Here is a 16,884-nt window from a genome sequence, read left to right on the forward strand (position 1 = left end):
CCAGGAGAGACATCGACATGTCGGCAAGCAATCCTGAGCAGGACTCCACCGGACTCCCACGGGTCAGCGCGATCGTGCTGGCCTGGGGCGCGGAGCCGCTGCTGCGGCGCAGCGTGGAGGCGCTGCTGCACTCGGCGAAGGTCGACGTCGACGTCGTACTGGTCGACAACGGATGCACCACCGACGACGTCACCCACCTGCGGGAGGTCCCCGGGGTGAGCGTGGTCGGCCACGGTGAGAACGTCGGCTTCTCGGCCGGCTGCAACCTCGGCGTCGAGGCTTCCACCGGCGAGTACGTGGCGTTGATCAACGGCGACGCGGTGGTCGAACCGACCACCCTGGCTCGTCTGGTCGAGGAGCTCGCCGATCCCAGCATCGGCATCGCCGCCGGGGCGGTACGCCTGGCCGACGAGCCTGAGCTGTTGAACTCCAGCGGCAACGAGGTCCACGTGCTCGGCCTGAGCTGGATCGGCGGGTTCCGTCAGCGGGAGACCCGCACCGAACCGACCGAGACGGCCGGCGCGATGGGCGCCTGCCTGGTGACCCGACGGACCCACTGGGACCGGCTCGGCGGGTTCGACCCGCACTACTTCGCCTACCACGAGGACGCCGACCTGTCGTTGCGCACCTGGCGGGTCGGCCTTCGGGTGGTCAACGTACCGGACGCGGTGGCGTTGCACCGCTACGAGTTCAGCCGCAACAGCTTCAAGTTCTACCTGGTGGAACGTAACCGGGTGATGTTCGTCGTGACCCTGTGGGGGGCCCGCTCACTGGTCCTGCTCGGCCCGCCGTTGCTGGCACTGGAGTTGGCGATGCTGGCGTTGGCCGCCAAGGACGGATGGTTGCGGGACAAGCTCCGTGGCTACCGCTGGCTGTGGCAGCACCGGCGGCATCTGCGACACCGGCGGGCCCAGCTGCAGGCCGAACGGACCGTCGCCGACCGGGTCTGGATGCGGGTGCTCACCGACCGGCTGGACACCCCGCTGATCAACCCACCGGGCACGCCGGTGTTCAACGCCGCGATGTCGGCCTACTGGCGGCTGGTGCGCCGCTGGGTGTGACACCCGGCGCGGGTCGGCGACGGCTGCTCGGCGTGCCGTCGCCGACCCGCGTGATCGGCGTCAGTCCTGGTCGGTGTCGGCGGACCCCGCCGTGTCCTCCAGGTCGGCGGAGGCCGCCGACGAGGTCGGCTTGTCCGCTGCGGACCCGGGCAGCCGCGGGCCGTCCGTCCGGCTCGCCGCCTCGTCGTCGTCCGACGCCGGGTCGGCGGTCGTTTCGCCGTCGAGCAGCGCGGTGAGCGCGGCACCGGTCACCCGCCGGAACGTCCGCCCACGACGACGCCGGTCGAGCACCGCCACCTCGAGTTGATTGGCGGCAAGGCTACGGGTCGTGCCGTTCTCCGCGCCGACGCCAGCGAGCGAACGCACCGCGAGCGAGATCGCGTCAGCCAGCGGCATGTCCGCCCGATGGTCCGCCCGCAGCGTGCCGGTGATCGCCTCGGCGTGCCCACCCATCGCCATGCAGCCGGGCTCGTCGGTCACCGAGCCGTCGTAGGTAAGCCGGTAGATCTCGTCCGCCGCCGGCTCCAGGCCCACCTCGGCGACGCAGATCTCGACCTCGAACGGCTTGGACTGCTCGGTGAAGATGGCACCGAGGGTCTGCGCGTACGCGTTGGCGAGCGCCAGCCCGGTGACATCGCGCCGGTCGTAGCTCAGGCCGTTGAGGTCGGCCATCCGCACCCCGGCCCGCCGCAGGTTCTCGAACTCGTTGTAGCGGCCGACCGCGGCGAACCCGATCCGGTCGTAGATCTCACTCACCTTGTGCAGCGCGCTGGACAGGTTCTCCGCGACGAAGAGGACCCCGCCCTCGTAGCTGAGCACGAGTGCGCTGCGGCCCCGGGCGATGCCCTTGCGGGCCAGCTCGGAACGGTCCCGCATGATCTGCTCGGGCGAGGCGTAGAACTGCATTGCCACGGCGGCGGCTCTCCTTCGGCCAGGTGGATCGACGACAGCGGACGCGACGGTCGGTGGTGGACCGCTCAGCCGCCGGGATTCTCGGTACGCGCGGCGACGACGGCCTCAGCGATCTCGGCGGACTCCGCGTCGGTGAGCCGATGAGTGCCCTCGGCGGTCGCGGTCATCACCACCGGGAAGATCCGGCGGGTGAGGTCCGGGCCGCCGGTGGCGGTGTCGTCGTCGGCGGCGTCGTAGAGTGCCTCGACCGCGAGCCGGACCGCCTCGGCGCTGCTGAGCCCGGACCGGTAGCGCTTCTTCAACGCGGCCTTGGCGAACAGCGAACCTGAACCGATCGCGTCGTAGCCGGTCGTCTCGTACGGGCCGCCGGTCACGTCGAAGCTGAAGATCCGGCCCGCCGTGGCGGGGTCGGTGGCGGCCAGGTCGTAGCCGGCGAACAGCGGCACCACTGCCAGGCCCTGCAGGGCGGCCCCGAGATTGTTGCGGATCATCGAGGCGAGGCGGTTCGCCTTTCCGTCGAGGGAGAGGACCGCGCCCTCCATCTTCTCGTAGTGCTCCAGCTCGACCTGGAACAGCCGCATCAGCTCGATGCCGATGCCGGCCGTGCCGGCGATGCCGATCAGCGAGTACGCGTCGGCCGGATGCACCTTCTCGATGTCCCGGTTGGCGATCAGGTTGCCCATCGTCGCCCGCCGGTCACCGGCCATCACGACACCGTCGGCGGTGACGAGGGTGACGATCGTGGTGGCGTGCGGCGCGACGTCGGCACTGAGCCCGGGCGGCAGCGGGCGGCGCCCCGGCAGCAGCTCGGGTGCGGCCATCGCCAGGAACTGGGTGAAGGAGGACGTCCCCGCGTTGGTGAACACGTCCGGTAGGCGCCCGGATGGATCGAATCCCGCTGCCACGTGGTCCCTCTCTGCAGAACGTGAACGCCTCGACCAGCCAGCTGTCACAGCCATCCGACCGGTCGAGGGCCGCCGTGTGGTTGAAGCAGACTAGCGTGCGCGCCCGGCGGGCGCGATCATCACCCGCTGGGCGCGGCGGCTACTGGCCGCCCTTCTGGACGTACCCCCGGACGAACTCCTCGGCGTTCTCCTCGAGGACCGAGTCGATCTCGTCGAGCAGGTCGTCGACGTCCTCGGTGATCTCCGCGTGCCGCTGTGCGACCTCGGGGTCGACCTCGGTGACCGCCTCGTCGACCTCCTCGGCCCGGCGGGTCTTGCCGGACTGGGACTGCCCTGCGTTGTCACGGGTAGCCATCAGGTGCCTCCTCAACGATCGCCTGAGTGAAACTTACCTCGCGACGGCGGCGGCGGGCGAGGTGACCGCGCGCCCCGCCGCCAGCGCGGCGACGTCAACTGTTGGTGAGCGCTTCCAGCAGGTCCTTCGCGCTGGCGCAGCGGTCGAACAGTGCACCGACATGTGCCCGGGTACCCCGCTCGGGTTCCATCATCGGCACCCGGACCAGCGACTCGCGACCGACGTCGAAGATGACCGAATCCCAGCTGGCCGCGACGACCTCCGAGGCGTACTGGGCCAGGCAGCGGCCCCGGAAGTAGGCCCGGGTGTCCTCCGGCGGTTCGACCATGGCGCTGCGGGTCTCGGCGTCGTCGAGCAGGGTCCGCATCGCGCCCCGGCTGACCAGTCGGTGGTAGAGGCCCTTCTCCGGTCGGACGTCGGCGTACTGCAGATCGACCAGTTGCAGCTTCGGCGACGCCCAGGTCAGCCCTTCCCGTTCCCGGTAGCCCTCGAGCAGCCGCAACTTCGCGACCCAGTCGAGGTCGGACGCGCAGGACAGCACGTCGCGGCCGAGCCGGTCCAGGACGTCCTCCCACCGGTCGAGCACGTCGGCCGTGGCGTCGTCGACGTCGTCGCCGTACCGGTCGGCGACAAAGGCCTTCACCCGCTCGAAGAATGCCCACTGCAGGTCGAGCGCGGTCAGCCGCCGCCCGTCACGCAGCCGCATCAGGTGCGACAGCGACGGGTCGTGACTGACCGCCTTGAGCTCGGCGACCGGATCGGCGATGCCGAGGTCGGCGCCGAGCGCCTTCTCCTCGATCATGGTCAGGATCAGCGACGTGGTGCCGACCTTGAGGTACGTGGAGATCTCCGACAGGTTCGCGTCACCGATGATCACGTGCAGCCGGCGGTACTTGTCCGCATCGGCGTGCGGCTCGTCGCGGGTGTTGATGATCGGCCGCTTCAGCGTGGTCTCCAGGCCGACCTCGACCTCGAAGAAGTCGGCCCGCTGGGAGATCTGGAACCCGGCGTGCCCGCCGTCCTGACCGATGCCGACCCGACCCGCGCCGCAGACGATCTGCCGGGTGACGAAGAACGGTGTCAGATACGCGACGATGTCGGCGAACGGCGTCTGCCGCCGCATCAGGTAGTTCTCGTGCGCGCCGTAGCTGGCACCCTTGTTGTCGGTGTTGTTCTTGTACAGCTGGATCGGGTGGGCGCCGGGGATGGTCGCCGCGCGACGGGCCGCCTCGGCCATCACCCGCTCCCCCGCCTTGTCCCACCGGACCAGGTCACGCGGGTTGGTCACCTCGGGGGTGGAGTACTCCGGGTGTGCGTGGTCGACATAGAGCCGGGCACCGTTGGTGAGGATCACGTTGGCCAGGCCCAGGTCCTCGTCGGCGAGCGCCTCGGCCGGGTCGTACGCCGCACCCGAGTACGTGAAGCCGCGGGCGTCACGCAGCGGCGACTCCTCCTCGTAGTCCCACCGGGCCCGGCCGCCCCGGTTCAACTCGGGCCGGGCGCCGTAGGCGTTGACCACCTGCGAGGAGGTCACCATCGGGTTGGCTCCGGGCTGGCCGGGTACGGAGATGCCGTACTCCACCTCGGTGCCCATGATCCGCCGCACACTCATGCCGTTACCTCATCGCTTCCCTTGGTGCCGGTCAGGTCGAGCGTAGTCCGCGCGGGGGCGGATCCGGACGCGGCGTGCCTGTCGGCTCCTCGGACCGCGCATCGGGACATCCGGCACCAGGGACGCCGGTAGGAGCCGCACGACGGCGGTGGCCCGCACCCGGACCGGGTGCGGGCCACCGCCGTCGTGCCTCAGAGGTACTGGCCTGTGTTGCTGGCCGTCTCGATCGACCGGCCGGCCTCGGTCCCCTTGCCGCCGGAGACGAGGGTACGGATGTAGACGATCCGCTCCCCCTTCTTGCCGGAGATCCGGGCCCAGTCGTCCGGGTTGGTGGTGTTCGGCAGGTCCTCGTTCTCCCGGAACTCGTCCACGCAGGCGTCGAGCAGATGCTGCAGCCGCAGCCCCTTGCGCCCCGAGGTGAGGAACTCCTTGATCGCCATCTTCTTGCCCCGGTCGACGATGTTCTGGATCATCGCGCCGGAGTTGAAGTCCTTGAAGTACAGGACCTCCTTGTCGCCGTTGGCGTAGGTGACCTCCAGGAAGCGGTTCTCGTCGGTCTCCGAGTACATCCGCAGCACCACGGCGTCGATCATCGCCGACACGGTGGCCTGCGGGTCGTTGCCGTGCTCGACGAGATCGTCGGCGTGCAGCGGCAACCCGGTGAGGATGTACTTGGAGAAGATGTCCTTGGCCGCCTCGGCGTCCGGACGCTCGATCTTGATCTTGACGTCCAGCCGGCCGGGCCGCAGGATCGCCGGATCGATCATGTCCTCCCGGTTGGAGGCACCGATCACGATCACGTTCTCCAGGCCCTCGACCCCGTCGATCTCGCTGAGCAGCTGCGGGACGATGGTGTTCTCCACGTCCGAGGAGACCCCGGAGCCCCGGGTCCGGAAGACCGAGTCCATCTCGTCGAAGAACACGATCACCGGAGTGCCCTCGCCGGCCTTCTCCCGGGCCCGCTGGAAGATCAACCGGATGTGCCGCTCGGTCTCGCCGACGTACTTGTTGAGCAGCTCCGGGCCCTTGATGTTGAGGAAGAAGCTGGTGTGCTTCTCCTCGCCACGCCGCTCGGCGATCTTCTTCGCCAGCGAGTTGGCCACCGCCTTGGCGATGAGCGTCTTGCCGCAACCCGGCGGACCGTAGAGCAGGATGCCCTTCGGCGGCCGCAACTGGTGCTCGCGGAACAGCTCCGCGTGCAGGAACGGCAGCTCCACCGCGTCGCGGATCTGCTCGATCTGGGAGTGCAGGCCACCGATGTCGGTGTAGTCGACGTCCGGCACCTCCTCCAGCACCAGCTCCTCGACCTCGCTCTTCGGGATGCGCTCGTAGGCGTACGCCGACCGGGGCTCGATCATCAACGAGTCACCGGCCCGCAACGCGGCGCCCACCAGCGTCTCCGCCAGATGGACCACCCGCTCCTCGTCGGCATGCGAGATGACCAGCGCACGGTCACTCGCCTCGCCGGTCGGGTTGTCGAGGAGCTCCTTGAGCATCACCACCTCGCCGACCCGCTCGTAACCGAACGCGTCGACCACGTTGAGCGCGTCGTTGAGCAGGACCTCCTGTCCGCGTTGGAGCTCGTCGGCGTCCAACGACGGAGAGAGCGCCACCCGCAGCTTCCGGCCGCCGGTGAACACGTCCACCGTGCCGTCGGCATGTCGGGCCAGGAAGACGCCGTACCCGCTGGGCGGTTGCGCCAGCCGGTCGATCTCCTCCTTGAGCGTGACGATCTGGGCGCGGGCCTCCTTGAGGGTGGCCACGAGCCGTTCGTTGTTCTCGGTCAGTCGGGCCAGCTGCGCCTGCGCTGCCGCCAGCCGTTCCTCGAGCTGCCGGACGTGTCGGGGGCTTTCGGTCAACTTGCGCCGCACCAGAGCGAGTTCCTCTTGAAGAAACGCGACCTGGGTGGAGAGATCGTGGGCCTCCTTCTCCCACCGTGCGGCGCGCGAGTCCGCGTCGTCGCTGCGTGCCACGTCCCACCTCCCCGGGGGCTAAAACGTACTGCCCTAACACTAGCTGTTTGCCGGACGTTTCGAACCCACGCAACACAGTCGTCCCACAACGTTGATCGCTTTGTTCACGTCACCGGGGGTCCGGAGGGGCGCTGGCGTGCCGCCGACCCGGCGTGTCGGGTACCGTCGAGCGCGACCATGGTCAGCATCCAGGGAGGGCACTCGTGACGACCCCGGCCGAGATCCGGGCCACCGACGCACCGGGGGCACCGACCGACGCACACCTGCAGGTCTGGGTCGACCAGGACCTCTGCACCGGCGACGGGCTCTGCGTGCAGTACGCCCGGGACGTGTTCGAGTTCGACATCGACGGGCTCGCCTACGTCAAGGACGACGAAGGGCAACTGCAGGTCGCCGAGGGCGCCCGGGTCGCCGTACCGGCGCACCTGCGGCTGGACGTCATCGACGCGGCCAAGGACTGCCCCGGTGAGTGCATCCACGTGGTGCGCGCCGACGACCAGGTCGAGGTCGCCGGTCCGGCGGCTGACAGCTGACAGCTGACGAGGATCCTGACCGGGGTTCGGACGCGGCCAGGATCACAACAACGGACGACCGATGACAGATGCGACAACCCGGGCGAACTCCTCCAGCCGCGCGATCTGCCCGGAACCGCCGTCGTCGAGGGTCTTGCCGAACCGCAACGCGTCGTGCCGGGGCCCGGTCTGCTCCTCCGGCGAGGACTCGTCCTGTGAGCTCAGCAACAGGTAGACGTCGACGCTGTCCACCCGGACCTGCCCGGTCGGCGTCCGGGTCAACCGCCGCCGGCACCCCACCTCGGTGACCGTCGACAGCGGCACCACCCGCAACGACGACGTCATCGCGCCCGGCGGGCCGTCACCCGGCGGTACGTCCTCACCGTGCCAGAGGACGACGCGGGTGCCGTCGCAGACGGCCACCTCCTGCCAGACGCCGTTGACCTCGTTGACGAACCGTTCCAAGGTGAACGCCAGCACCTCGGCCCCGGCCAGGACCCCACCCAACGCTTCCAGGGCGACGTCCGGGTCGCGCAGGTAGGCACGGGCGGCCGCGTCCAGGTCGAGGTACGGCGACCAGTCCGGGAACACGGCCGGCAGCTCGCCGCCACCGAACGACGGTCGACTCACTCCGGCTCCACCCCGGTCGACTCCCCGACCACGTCGGTGCCGGACACCGCCGGCGGTGGGGCCGCCGTGCGGTCCTGCCGACGCAGCGCGTACGCCTCGGCGCCCTTGCTCGGCTTGCGCCGCCGCGGCGGCGCGGTCACCCCGGGGGCCAGCCGCCGGGCCGACACCAGAAACGCGGTGTGCCCGATCATCCGGTGGTCCGGGCGCACCGCGAGCCCGTCGACGTGCCAGTCGCGCACCAGCGACTCCCAGGCCCGTGGTTCGGTGAACCCGCCCACCTCACGCAACGCCTCGACCAGCTCACTGACCTGCGGTGTCGTCGCGACGTAACCGATGAACACCCCGCCGGGCACCAGCGCGGTGGAGACCAGGTCCACCAGCTCCCACGGGCTGAGCATGTCCAGGATGATCCGGTCGAAGCCCACCTCCCGGCAGGTCGCCACGTCCCCGACGTGCAACCGCCACGCCGGATGGGGACCGCCGAAGAACCCCTCGACGTTCGCCCGGGCGATGTCGGCGAAGTCCGGTCGCATCTCGTACGAATGCACCTCGCCGTCGACGCCGACGGCCCGCAGCAACGAACAGGACAACGCGCCGGAGCCGGCACCGGCCTCCAACACCCGCGCCCCTGGGAACACGTCACCCATCGCCACGATCTGCGCGGCGTCCTTCGGGTAGATCACCTGCGCACCGCGCGGCATTCCCAGCACGTAGTCGGCCAGCAGCGGCCGCAGTGCCAGGTAGGCGGTGCCGCCCGCAGACGTCACCACACTGCCGTCCGGCAGCCCGATCAGGTCGTCGTGCGCCACGATGCCCCGATGGGTGTGGAAGGACCGCCCCGGACTCAGGGTGATCGTGTGCATCCGACCCTTCGGGTCGGTCAGCTGCACCCGGTCGCCGGGCTGGAACGGGCCACGCCGGGCAGAGACCGGAGTGGTGGGGACAGCGCCGGTTGCCACGGCGGTCGGCGGAGGGGTCACGGATTCATCTTTCGGCTCGGCTCCAACAACTGGGCGAGATCGGCGACCTGCAGGACGCCGATCACCTCATCGTCCCGGGTCACCAGATACTGCGCGCCCGGACGTTCCTGAACGGTACGGACCACCTGCTCGCCGTCGAGACCGACGGGGATCCGGGGCAGCCCGTCCACGCCGCGGGCCACCGTGTCGACCGCCACCCACGGCCGGCGCGGCGCGGGCACCGCAGCCGCCGCCGTCCGGTCGACCAACGCCACGAGCCGACCGGCCGCGTCCACCACACCCACCGCCGGCATACCGCGATCCGCCGCGCCGACCGGACCCGACCCGGACGCCTCGGCGCCCCGACGCTCGGCCTCGGCCAGCGAGGTCCCGCTGGGCACCGCGAAGATCGGACGGGCCAACGCCGCCAGGTCGACGAGCGGGAACCGACGGCCGATCCGGGCCACCCGGATCGACTGCCCGGCACCCTGCCAGAGGGTGAACGACACCAGCAGCATGAAGATCAGTCCGAAGGGCGACAGCAGGCCCGTCACGGTCAAGGTCACCACCACCAGGGCGGTCACCGCCGCCACCAACCGGCCCACCCAGCCGGCCACCTCGGTGCCGACGTGCCGGTCCCGGGTCATCGCCCAGACCGCCGCCCGCAGCGCCCGGCCACCGTCGAGGGGCAGCCCGGGCAGCGAGTTGAACGCGGCCACCAGCAGGTTCGCCACCGCCAGCTGGAACGCCAGCTGGTCGATCAGGGTACGGTCGGGCAGCAGTACGGTGACCACCACCGCCACCAGGCCCAGCAGCAACGACACCGCCGGACCCGCCAGCGACACCAGCAGGTCCACCCTCGGTGTCGGCGCGTCCCGGTCCATCTCGGTGTATCCGCCGAGCATCTCCAGGGTGATGCCGCGCACCCCGATACCGTACCGACGGGCGGTCAACGCGTGCCCCAGCTCGTGCAGCAGGACCGAGCCGAGCAGACAGACCACGAAACCCAGACCCACGGCGTACCGCACCGGCGGCGGCACGTCGAGCTGGGTGCGGACGAACTCGCCGTACACGACGGTGACCAGGACCGCGAGCAGCAGCACCGACGCGTTGAGGTAGACCGGAAAGCCCAGTACCCGGCCGAGGCTGAGCCCCGGTCGCCGGTCAGGACGGCGGTCAGGTCGCTGCGCGGTCTCCTCCATCAGCACGATGCTACGGAACACCCGGTCGCCCGCCGCGCACGGTTTGCCCCTCTGGTCGGCCCACGCCCCGGCCGACGCCACGCCCCGGGCGCGGGCCGGGGCGTCACACCCGTGCCATACCCTGCCTGCCATGACAGCGGAAACGGTACGGCGCACGACGATCGGCGCGGACGGCGCACCCGAGGCCGAACATCCCCGGCACGCCACCCTCTCGCCGTCGCGTGCCGCCGACTTCAAGACCTGCCCGCTGCTGTACCGCTTCCGCAGTATCGACCGGCTGCCGGAACGGCCCACCGCCGACCAGGCCCGCGGCACGCTGGTGCACGCGGTGCTGGAGCGGCTGTTCGACCTGCCCGCGCCGGACCGGACCCCGCAGGCCGCCGCCGATCTGGTGGCACCGCAGTGGCAACGGCTGCTCGCCGAGGATCCGGCACTGGCCGGTGTCCTCGCCGACCCGGCCACGACCGGCACGCTCGGCGAGGACACCGGCCCGGAGGCACCAGGCGACGCAAGCCACACCGTCGGCCCGCAACAGGAGACGTTCCTCGCCGCCGCCCGCCGGTTGCTGGACGGGTACTTCACCGTCGAGGATCCCCGTCGGCTGGAGCCGGCCGAGCGGGAGACCCTGATCAACGCTGTGGTCGACGACGAGTTGCTGATCCGCGGCTACATCGACCGGCTCGACGTCTCGCCCAGCGGCGACCTGCGGGTGGTCGACTACAAGACCGGCGGCGCGCCCCGGGAGGCGTTCGAGTCCCGGGCGCTGTTCCAGCTGAAGTTCTACGCGCTGGTGCTGTGGCGCACCCGGGGGGTGGTCCCCCGGGTGCTGCGCCTGGTGTACCTGCGCGACGCCGAGATCTGCGACTACACGCCGGACGCCGAGGAACTGCTGCGCTTCGAACGCACCGTCGTGGCGCTGTGGCGGGCGATCCTGCAGGCGACCCGCAGCGGTGACTTCCGGCCCAAGCCCAGCCGGCTCTGCGACTGGTGCAGCTACCAGGCGTACTGCCCGTCGTACGGCGGGACGCCGCCGCCGTACCCCGACCCGGGTGTGCCGGGCGGGCCGCCCTCCGGCCCGGGGGCCGTCTCCTCCTGACAGGGGCCGTCTCCTCCTGAAGGAGGAGGTGAGGTTCGCGCCGTGGCGGGCGGACCGGTCCGACGTCACCGGCTACCGTCGCGACATGCCACCCGCCACGCCCGGTACGCCCGTCGTCCGCCGTGTGGCGTACCGCTGGTGGCGCCGTGCGCGGGCGGCGGGGCCGGCCGGACCCGCCGCAGGGCTGCTGGCCCGCGACGGGCTGCTGGCGGCGGCGATGGTCCTGGTCGACCTGGCGCTCACCGCGATCGGCCCACCGGAGATCGACGCCGGTCTCGGCTGGCCGGCGATAGTCGGCTGGGGCGTCCTGGCCGCGGTGCCGATCGCGGCCCGCCGGGTGCTCGTCTGGCCGGCGGTCGTGGTCAGCGCCGCGACCCTGGCGATTCCGCTGGCCACCGGCCACCAGCCCGCCGGTATCGGGCTCGGGCTGATCATCATGACCTACACCGCCGCGTGCTGGCTACCGCTGCGCGGTGCCGTGATCGCCACGACCATGCTGTGGCTGCCGGTCGTGACGGCCAACGCCCTGCTGCTACCGGATCCGCAGACACCCGACCTGTCCTGGCCGTACCTGGTGTTCATCAACGGGCTCACCGCGCTGGTCAGTTTCTTCATCGGCCGGGCGGTGCACGCCCGGCGCGCCTCGACGCTGGCGCTGACCGAACGCGCCAGGGTCGCCGAGGCCAACCAGCGGGTCGCCGCCGAGCAGGCCGTCGCCGACGAACGGCGGCGCATCGCCCGCGAACTGCACGACGTGGTGGCGCACCACGTCAGCGTGATGGGGGTGCTCGCCACCGGGGCACGACGGGTGCTGCACCGCGACCCCGACGCCGCCGACGAGGCGCTCGGCACGATCGCCGAGACCAGCCGCAGCACCCTGCGGGAGATGCGCCGACTGCTCGACGTCCTGCGTACCGACGCCGAACCGGCCGGCGCCGAACTGGCACCCCAGCCCGGGCTCAGCGGCATCCAGTCACTTGTCGAACAGATACGCGAGGCGGGCCTGCCGGTGACGTTACGGGTCGACGGGGTACCGGGCGAGCTCGACCCGGGGGTGACGTTGACGCTCTACCGGATCGTGCAGGAGGCGCTCACCAACGCCCTGAAACACGCCGGCACGCCGGCCACCGCCGAGGTACGGCTCAGCTTCGGCATCTACTGGCTGATCGTCGAGGTGTTCGACACCGGTCGGGGCCCCGCCCCGGAGCGGACCCGGTTGGGACACGGTCTGGTCGGCATGCGCGAGCGGGTCGCCCTGTACGGTGGCACGCTGCGGACCGGTCCCCGACCCGGCGGCGGCTTCCGCATCTACGCCAAGCTGCCGATGGAGCAGTTGGGCGCGGCGAACCGAGAAGGAGCACCGTGAGCGAGCCCGCATCCGGCGCGCAGTCCGCCGCCCGTCCCGTCCGGATCCTGCTCGCCGACGACCAGCCGCTGCTGCGTACCGGGTTCCGGATGGTGCTCGGCGCGGAGGACGACCTCGACATCGTGGGCGAGGCCGGGGACGGCGCGGAAGCCGTCGACCTAGCCCGGCGGCTGCTGCCCGACGTGGTGCTGATGGACATCCGGATGCCCCGGATGGACGGGGTGGCCGCGACCAGGGCGATCGTGGACGCCCGGCTACCGGTCCGGGTGCTCATCCTGACCACGTTCGACCTCGACGAGTACGTGGTCGGCGCGCTGCGGGCCGGCGCCAGCGGGTTCCTCGCCAAGGACGTGCCCGCCGAGGACCTGGTGGCCGCGATCCGTACGGTGGCCGTCGGCGAGGCCGTCGTCGCCCCCCGGATCCTGCGCCGGCTGCTGGACAAGTTCGCGCTCACCCTGCCCGACCCGGACGCGGCACCGCCGAAGACCGTGGACGTGCTGACCGAACGGGAACGGGAGGTGCTCGTCCAGATGGCCAAGGGGCTGTCCAACGCCGAGATCGCCGCCGCGTTGTCGATCAGTGAGACCACGATCAAGACCCACGTCGGGCATGTGCTGACCAAGCTCGGGCTCCGCGACCGCGTACAGGCCGTGGTGCTGGCGTACGAGTCCGGGCTGGTCCGGCCCGGACTCTGAGCCGCGCCGGCAGCGGGCCGACGCCGGGCGGCGACACCCGCAGGGGGTCGCCGTCGGCCGCTGGGCGGACGTCGGCGGCGCTCAGCTCCTTCTCAGGTGGGAGGGCCGGTCGCGCCGTGACCGAGCGGTGAACCCTTCCCCGGCACGAGGGAACCGGCCCGGTCCGCGCCTACCGTGAGATGACAGTCCGCAACGGTAGGAGTGATGATCGACATGACGACAGCGACGGGTCCAGCGGCCCGGGCGACGGACGTGTGGAAGGTGTACGGCACGGGCGAGGCACAGGTCATCGCCCTGCACGGGGTCAGCATCGACCTCGAGGCCGGCCACTTCACGGCGATCATGGGCCCCTCCGGATCCGGCAAGTCCACCCTCATGCACTGCCTCGCCGGACTCGATTCCGTCACCCGCGGCACCATCACCATCGGCGACACCACCGTGACCGGCCTGAACGACAACGGCCTCACCCGCCTACGCCGCGACAAGGTCGGCTTCATCTTCCAGCAGTTCAACCTGCTGCCCACCCTGACCGCGCAGGAGAACATCCTGCTCCCCCTGGCCATCGCCGGGCGTAAGCCCGACCCCGCCTGGTACGACACGGTGATCGACACCGTCGGCCTGCGTGACCGCCTGCACCACCGGCCCACCCAGCTGTCCGGCGGGCAACAGCAACGGGTCGCCTGCGCCCGCGCGCTGGTCGCCCGACCCGACGTCGTCTTCGCCGACGAACCCACCGGCAACCTCGACTCCCGGGCCGGCGCCGACGTCCTGGGCTTCCTGCGCAACTCGGTGCGCGACCACGGTCAGACAATCGTGATGGTCACCCACGACCCCGTCGCCGCCTCGTACGCCGACCGTGTCGTCTTCCTCGCCGACGGCCGGATCGTCTCCGAGCTGACCGCACCGACCGCCGACGCGGTCCTGGACCGGCTGAAGAACCTCGACGTCACCGTGCCGGCCGGGCAGGAGCACGTCTGATGCTGCGCGCCACGCTGAAGAGTCTGCTCTCACGCAAGCTGCGGCTGGTGCTGTCCGGGGTGGCGATCATCCTCGGGGTGCTGTTCGTGTCGAGCGCCACCGTGCTCACCGACAGCCTCAGTGACCGCTTCGAGCGGCTGTTCCAGACGGTCAACGCCGACGTCGCCGTCCAGGTGCAGGCCGCCGACCCGGCCAGTCAGCAGGCGCAACCACCGCTGCTGACCGAGGCGGACCTGGACCGGCTCGCCGCCGTGCCCGGCGTGGCCTCGGTCTCCGGCGACGCCAGCGCCACCGGGGTGATCCCGTTCCGGGCCGCCGACGGCAAGGCGGTGCCGAGCCAGGCCCCGCAGCTGGGCATCGGGCTGGCCGACACCGGCGACGACGACGCGCTGCTGCAGGTGGCCCAGGGACGGGTTCCAGCCGCCGACGACGAGGTCGCGCTCACCCGGCTCACCGCCGAGCAGGCCGGCGTCACCGTCGGCGACCGGCTGCGGGTCTACGTCTCGAGCACCTACGAGACCAGCGAGTACGAGGTGGTCGGTCTGCTGGAGTACAGCGGAGGCCGGGCCACCCTCGGCGGGGAGACCCTGGTCGCCTTCACCGTGGCACAGGCCCAGCAGCTGTTCTACGGCGAGACCGGGGTGTTCGGCGCCGCGCAGCTGACCGCCGACGCCGGCATCGCCGACAACGAGCTCAAGCGCCTGGTCGCCGCCGAGGTACCGACCGGATTCGAGGCGGTGACCGGCGCGGAACTCGCCGACCAGCAGGCCTCCCAGTTCACCCAGCTGCTGACCTTCGTGAACTGGTTCTTCCTCGGGTTCGCGCTGATCGCCCTGCTGGTCGGCATGTTCCTGATCTTCAACACGTTCAACATCCTGGTCGCCCAGCGGTCCCGTGAGCTGGCCCTGCTGCGGGCCCTCGGGGCCAGCTGGACCCAGGTGACCTCCACGGTGCTGATCGAGGCGCTGGTCGTCGGGCTGATCGCGGCCACCCTCGGGCTCGCGGCCGGCGTCGGTGTCGCCGCCGGTCTGCAGTACGTGGCGGTCAGCGCCCTGTCGCTGCCCGCCGGCGGACTGATCGTCTCGCCGACGGCGGTACTCGCCTCGTACCTGGTCGGCGTCCTGATGACCGTCGTCGCGGCGTTGGTGCCGGCGATCCGTGCCTCGTCGGTGCCGCCCATCGCGGCGATGCGCGACGTGGTACGCCCGGACCGGTCGTTGACCGCGCTCACCATCACCGGCGCGGTCGTCACCGCCATCGGCGCCGTCGGGCTCGCCCTCGGGCTCGCCGGCGTACCCGGAGTGACCGCCATCGCCCTCGGTGGTGGCGTCCTACTGTCGATGATCGGCGTGGCGCTGCTGTCCCCCGCCCTGACCCGGCCGATCGCCGGCACCGTCGGACGCCTGGTCAGCTGGGGTACGGCCAGCGGGCTCGGGCGGCGCAACACTTTGCGTAACCCGCGCCGCACGGCGGTAACCGCCGCCGCGCTGATGATCGGCGTGACCCTGGTCAGCACCATCGCCGTGATCGGCGCGTCGCTGAAGGCGACCACCACCGACCTGGTCGAGAACGGACTCGGCGCGGAGATCATCATCCTGACCAACGGTCAGCAGTTGCCAACCGGACGGGAAGGTTTCGACCCGCAGCGACTCGACGAGGTCGCCGACCTCGACGGGGTTTCCGGCACCCTCGCCTACCACCTCGCGGTACTCACCGCCGACGGGCGACCCAACCAGATCGTCTCCGCCACCGACCTGTCCCAGGCCGGGTCGATGTTCGCCTTCGAGATCGAACAGGGTCGCCTCGACGCCGGCGACGGCGAAGCGGTGGTGGACGTCAACACCGCGCAGACCAACGGCTGGGCGCTCGGCGACGACGTCGTCGTCGACATGCCGCGCGGCGGCGAACGGTCCTACGAGATCGTCGGGATCTACCGCACCGCGCTGACCGCCGGCCTGATCCTGCCGCGGTCACAGGTGCAGTACCTCGCCGGGCCGCTGGCGTACCAGGGGTTCGTCGCCACCACGCCGGACGCCGACGTCGCACGCATCGTCGCCCAGACCGAGGAGCTGATGGCCGACTACCCGCTGGTGACCGTCGGCGACCGGTCGAGCTTCGTACAGCAGCAGAACCAACTGGTCGACATCCTGCTCAACATCTTCTACGTCCTGCTGGCGCTGGCCGTGCTGGTGGCGTTCATCGGAATCATCAACACGCTCGTCCTGAGCATCTACGAACGAACCCGCGAGCTGGGCCTGCTACGAGCGGTGGGGATGAGCCGGCGGCAGATCCGCCGGATGGTCCGCGTCGAATCGCTGCTGATGGCGGTCTTCGGCTGTCTGCTCGGCGTCGGACTGGGCGTCGCGCTCGGCCTGTCCGCCTCGTACGCGATGCGCAGCCAGGACGTACTGTCCGTGGTGAGCGTCCCGTACGGGCAGCTGGCCGGATTCGTGGTGGCCGCCGCCCTGGCCGGAGTGGTCGCCGCGTGGTGGCCGGCCTGGCGGGCGTCCCGGCTCAACGTGCTGCAGGCCATCGCCTACGAGTGACACCACACGACGGGCGGCTGGCCGCCCGCCGACGGGGGCAGTGGGGACGACCGGTTAGCCGGTCGTCCCCACTGGCGGCGGC

Annotated in this window: 15 protein-coding genes; 7 read left to right on the forward strand and 8 right to left on the reverse strand. The window is 71.0% G+C overall.

The genetic code is table 11. The annotated features are described in order from the left end of the window. Window positions 1-17: 17 nt before the first annotated feature. A complete protein-coding gene (locus tag ACN28F_RS01030) occupies window positions 18-1,061 on the forward strand; it encodes a glycosyltransferase family 2 protein (protein WP_289206277.1) in 1,044 nt (347 codons plus the stop codon). A gap of 60 nt (window positions 1,062-1,121) precedes the next feature. On the opposite strand, the gene prcA is transcribed toward ACN28F_RS01030, so the two are convergent. From prcA to arc, 5 genes are all read right to left on the reverse strand, one after another. Then, complete coding sequence (gene prcA / locus ACN28F_RS01035) at window positions 1,122-1,973, reverse strand: proteasome subunit alpha (RefSeq protein ID WP_289206278.1); 852 nt, start codon at window positions 1,971-1,973, stop codon at window positions 1,122-1,124. Window positions 1,974-2,038: 65 nt separating this feature from the next. Then, a complete protein-coding gene (gene prcB / locus ACN28F_RS01040; RefSeq protein WP_289206279.1) occupies window positions 2,039-2,878 on the reverse strand; it encodes a proteasome subunit beta in 840 nt (279 codons plus the stop codon). A 139-nt stretch (window positions 2,879-3,017) separates the two neighbouring features. After that, window positions 3,018-3,233: a ubiquitin-like protein Pup gene (locus ACN28F_RS01045; RefSeq protein ID WP_282227412.1), complete on the reverse strand. Its 216-nt coding sequence runs from the start codon at window positions 3,231-3,233 to the stop codon at window positions 3,018-3,020. Between the two features lie 94 nt (window positions 3,234-3,327). Beyond that, the gene (gene dop, locus ACN28F_RS01050; protein WP_353850453.1) at window positions 3,328-4,845 is read right to left on the reverse strand and encodes a depupylase/deamidase Dop; all 1,518 of its coding nucleotides are present in this window, start codon (window positions 4,843-4,845) and stop codon (window positions 3,328-3,330) included. 191 nt (window positions 4,846-5,036) lie between these two features. Further along, window positions 5,037-6,818, reverse strand: a complete 1,782-nt coding sequence (gene arc / locus ACN28F_RS01055) for a proteasome ATPase (RefSeq protein WP_421356827.1) — start codon at window positions 6,816-6,818, stop codon at window positions 5,037-5,039. A gap of 203 nt (window positions 6,819-7,021) precedes the next feature. Between arc and ACN28F_RS01060 the strand changes: the two genes are divergently transcribed. Then, window positions 7,022-7,351, forward strand: coding sequence for a ferredoxin (locus ACN28F_RS01060; RefSeq protein ID WP_289206280.1), 330 nt, complete (start codon window positions 7,022-7,024; stop codon window positions 7,349-7,351). Between the two features lie 42 nt (window positions 7,352-7,393). Here ACN28F_RS01060 and ACN28F_RS01065 read toward each other — a convergent pair whose 3' ends face one another. From ACN28F_RS01065 to ACN28F_RS01075, 3 genes are read right to left on the reverse strand one after another with little or no spacing between them, the layout of a single operon-like run. Further along, window positions 7,394-7,960, reverse strand: coding sequence for a hypothetical protein (locus ACN28F_RS01065; protein ID WP_289206281.1), 567 nt, complete (start codon window positions 7,958-7,960; stop codon window positions 7,394-7,396). Further along, window positions 7,957-8,940 carry a tRNA (adenine-N1)-methyltransferase gene (locus tag ACN28F_RS01070; RefSeq protein WP_421356828.1) on the reverse strand — a complete coding sequence of 328 codons (984 nt, stop codon included), beginning with the start codon at window positions 8,938-8,940 and terminating at the stop codon, window positions 7,957-7,959. The genes ACN28F_RS01065 and ACN28F_RS01070 overlap by 4 nt, the downstream gene beginning before the upstream one ends. After that, window positions 8,937-10,121, reverse strand: a complete 1,185-nt coding sequence (locus tag ACN28F_RS01075) for a M50 family metallopeptidase (protein ID WP_421361200.1) — start codon at window positions 10,119-10,121, stop codon at window positions 8,937-8,939. The genes ACN28F_RS01070 and ACN28F_RS01075 overlap by 4 nt, the downstream gene beginning before the upstream one ends. A 130-nt stretch (window positions 10,122-10,251) precedes the next feature. On the opposite strand from ACN28F_RS01075, the gene ACN28F_RS01080 reads away from it, so the two are divergent. The 5 genes from ACN28F_RS01080 to ACN28F_RS01100 all read left to right on the forward strand — a co-directional run bounded on the left by ACN28F_RS01080 (window position 10,252) and on the right by ACN28F_RS01100 (window position 16,802). Beyond that, window positions 10,252-11,217 (forward strand): RecB family exonuclease, encoded by a 966-nt coding sequence (locus ACN28F_RS01080; protein ID WP_289206282.1) that lies wholly within the window; start codon window positions 10,252-10,254, stop codon window positions 11,215-11,217. Between the two features lie 28 nt (window positions 11,218-11,245). Further along, window positions 11,246-12,583 carry a sensor histidine kinase gene (locus ACN28F_RS01085; protein WP_289206283.1) on the forward strand — a complete coding sequence of 446 codons (1,338 nt, stop codon included), beginning with the start codon at window positions 11,246-11,248 and terminating at the stop codon, window positions 12,581-12,583. Further along, complete coding sequence (locus ACN28F_RS01090) at window positions 12,580-13,278, forward strand: response regulator (protein WP_421356829.1); 699 nt, start codon at window positions 12,580-12,582, stop codon at window positions 13,276-13,278. The genes ACN28F_RS01085 and ACN28F_RS01090 overlap by 4 nt, the downstream gene beginning before the upstream one ends. Window positions 13,279-13,482: 204 nt before the next feature. Continuing rightward, a complete protein-coding gene (locus ACN28F_RS01095; protein WP_421356830.1) occupies window positions 13,483-14,256 on the forward strand; it encodes an ABC transporter ATP-binding protein in 774 nt (257 codons plus the stop codon). Then, complete coding sequence (locus ACN28F_RS01100; protein ID WP_421356831.1) at window positions 14,256-16,802, forward strand: ABC transporter permease; 2,547 nt, start codon at window positions 14,256-14,258, stop codon at window positions 16,800-16,802. Before ACN28F_RS01095 ends, ACN28F_RS01100 begins: the two co-directional genes overlap by 1 nt. The last annotated feature ends 82 nt before the right edge of the window (window positions 16,803-16,884 follow it).

The organism is Solwaraspora sp. WMMA2101, from assembly GCF_049179175.1.
Classification (GTDB): Bacteria; Actinomycetota; Actinomycetes; order Mycobacteriales; family Micromonosporaceae; genus Micromonospora_E.

Excerpts from the sequence above, each read along its gene's own strand:
- ACN28F_RS01095 (WP_421356830.1), top strand. The coding sequence starts at position 13,483 with ATGATCGACATGACGACAGCGACGGGTCCAGCGGCCCGGGCGACGGAC.
- ACN28F_RS01100 (WP_421356831.1), top strand. The coding sequence starts at position 14,256 with ATGCTGCGCGCCACGCTGAAGAGTCTGCTCTCACGCAAGCTGCGGCTG.
- ACN28F_RS01080 (WP_289206282.1), top strand. The coding sequence starts at position 10,252 with ATGACAGCGGAAACGGTACGGCGCACGACGATCGGCGCGGACGGCGCA.
- ACN28F_RS01075 (WP_421361200.1), bottom strand. The coding sequence starts at position 10,121 with ATGGAGGAGACCGCGCAGCGACCTGACCGCCGTCCTGACCGGCGACCG.
- dop (WP_353850453.1), bottom strand. The coding sequence starts at position 4,845 with ATGAGTGTGCGGCGGATCATGGGCACCGAGGTGGAGTACGGCATCTCC.
- ACN28F_RS01045 (WP_282227412.1), bottom strand. The coding sequence starts at position 3,233 with ATGGCTACCCGTGACAACGCAGGGCAGTCCCAGTCCGGCAAGACCCGC.
- ACN28F_RS01030 (WP_289206277.1), top strand. The coding sequence starts at position 18 with ATGTCGGCAAGCAATCCTGAGCAGGACTCCACCGGACTCCCACGGGTC.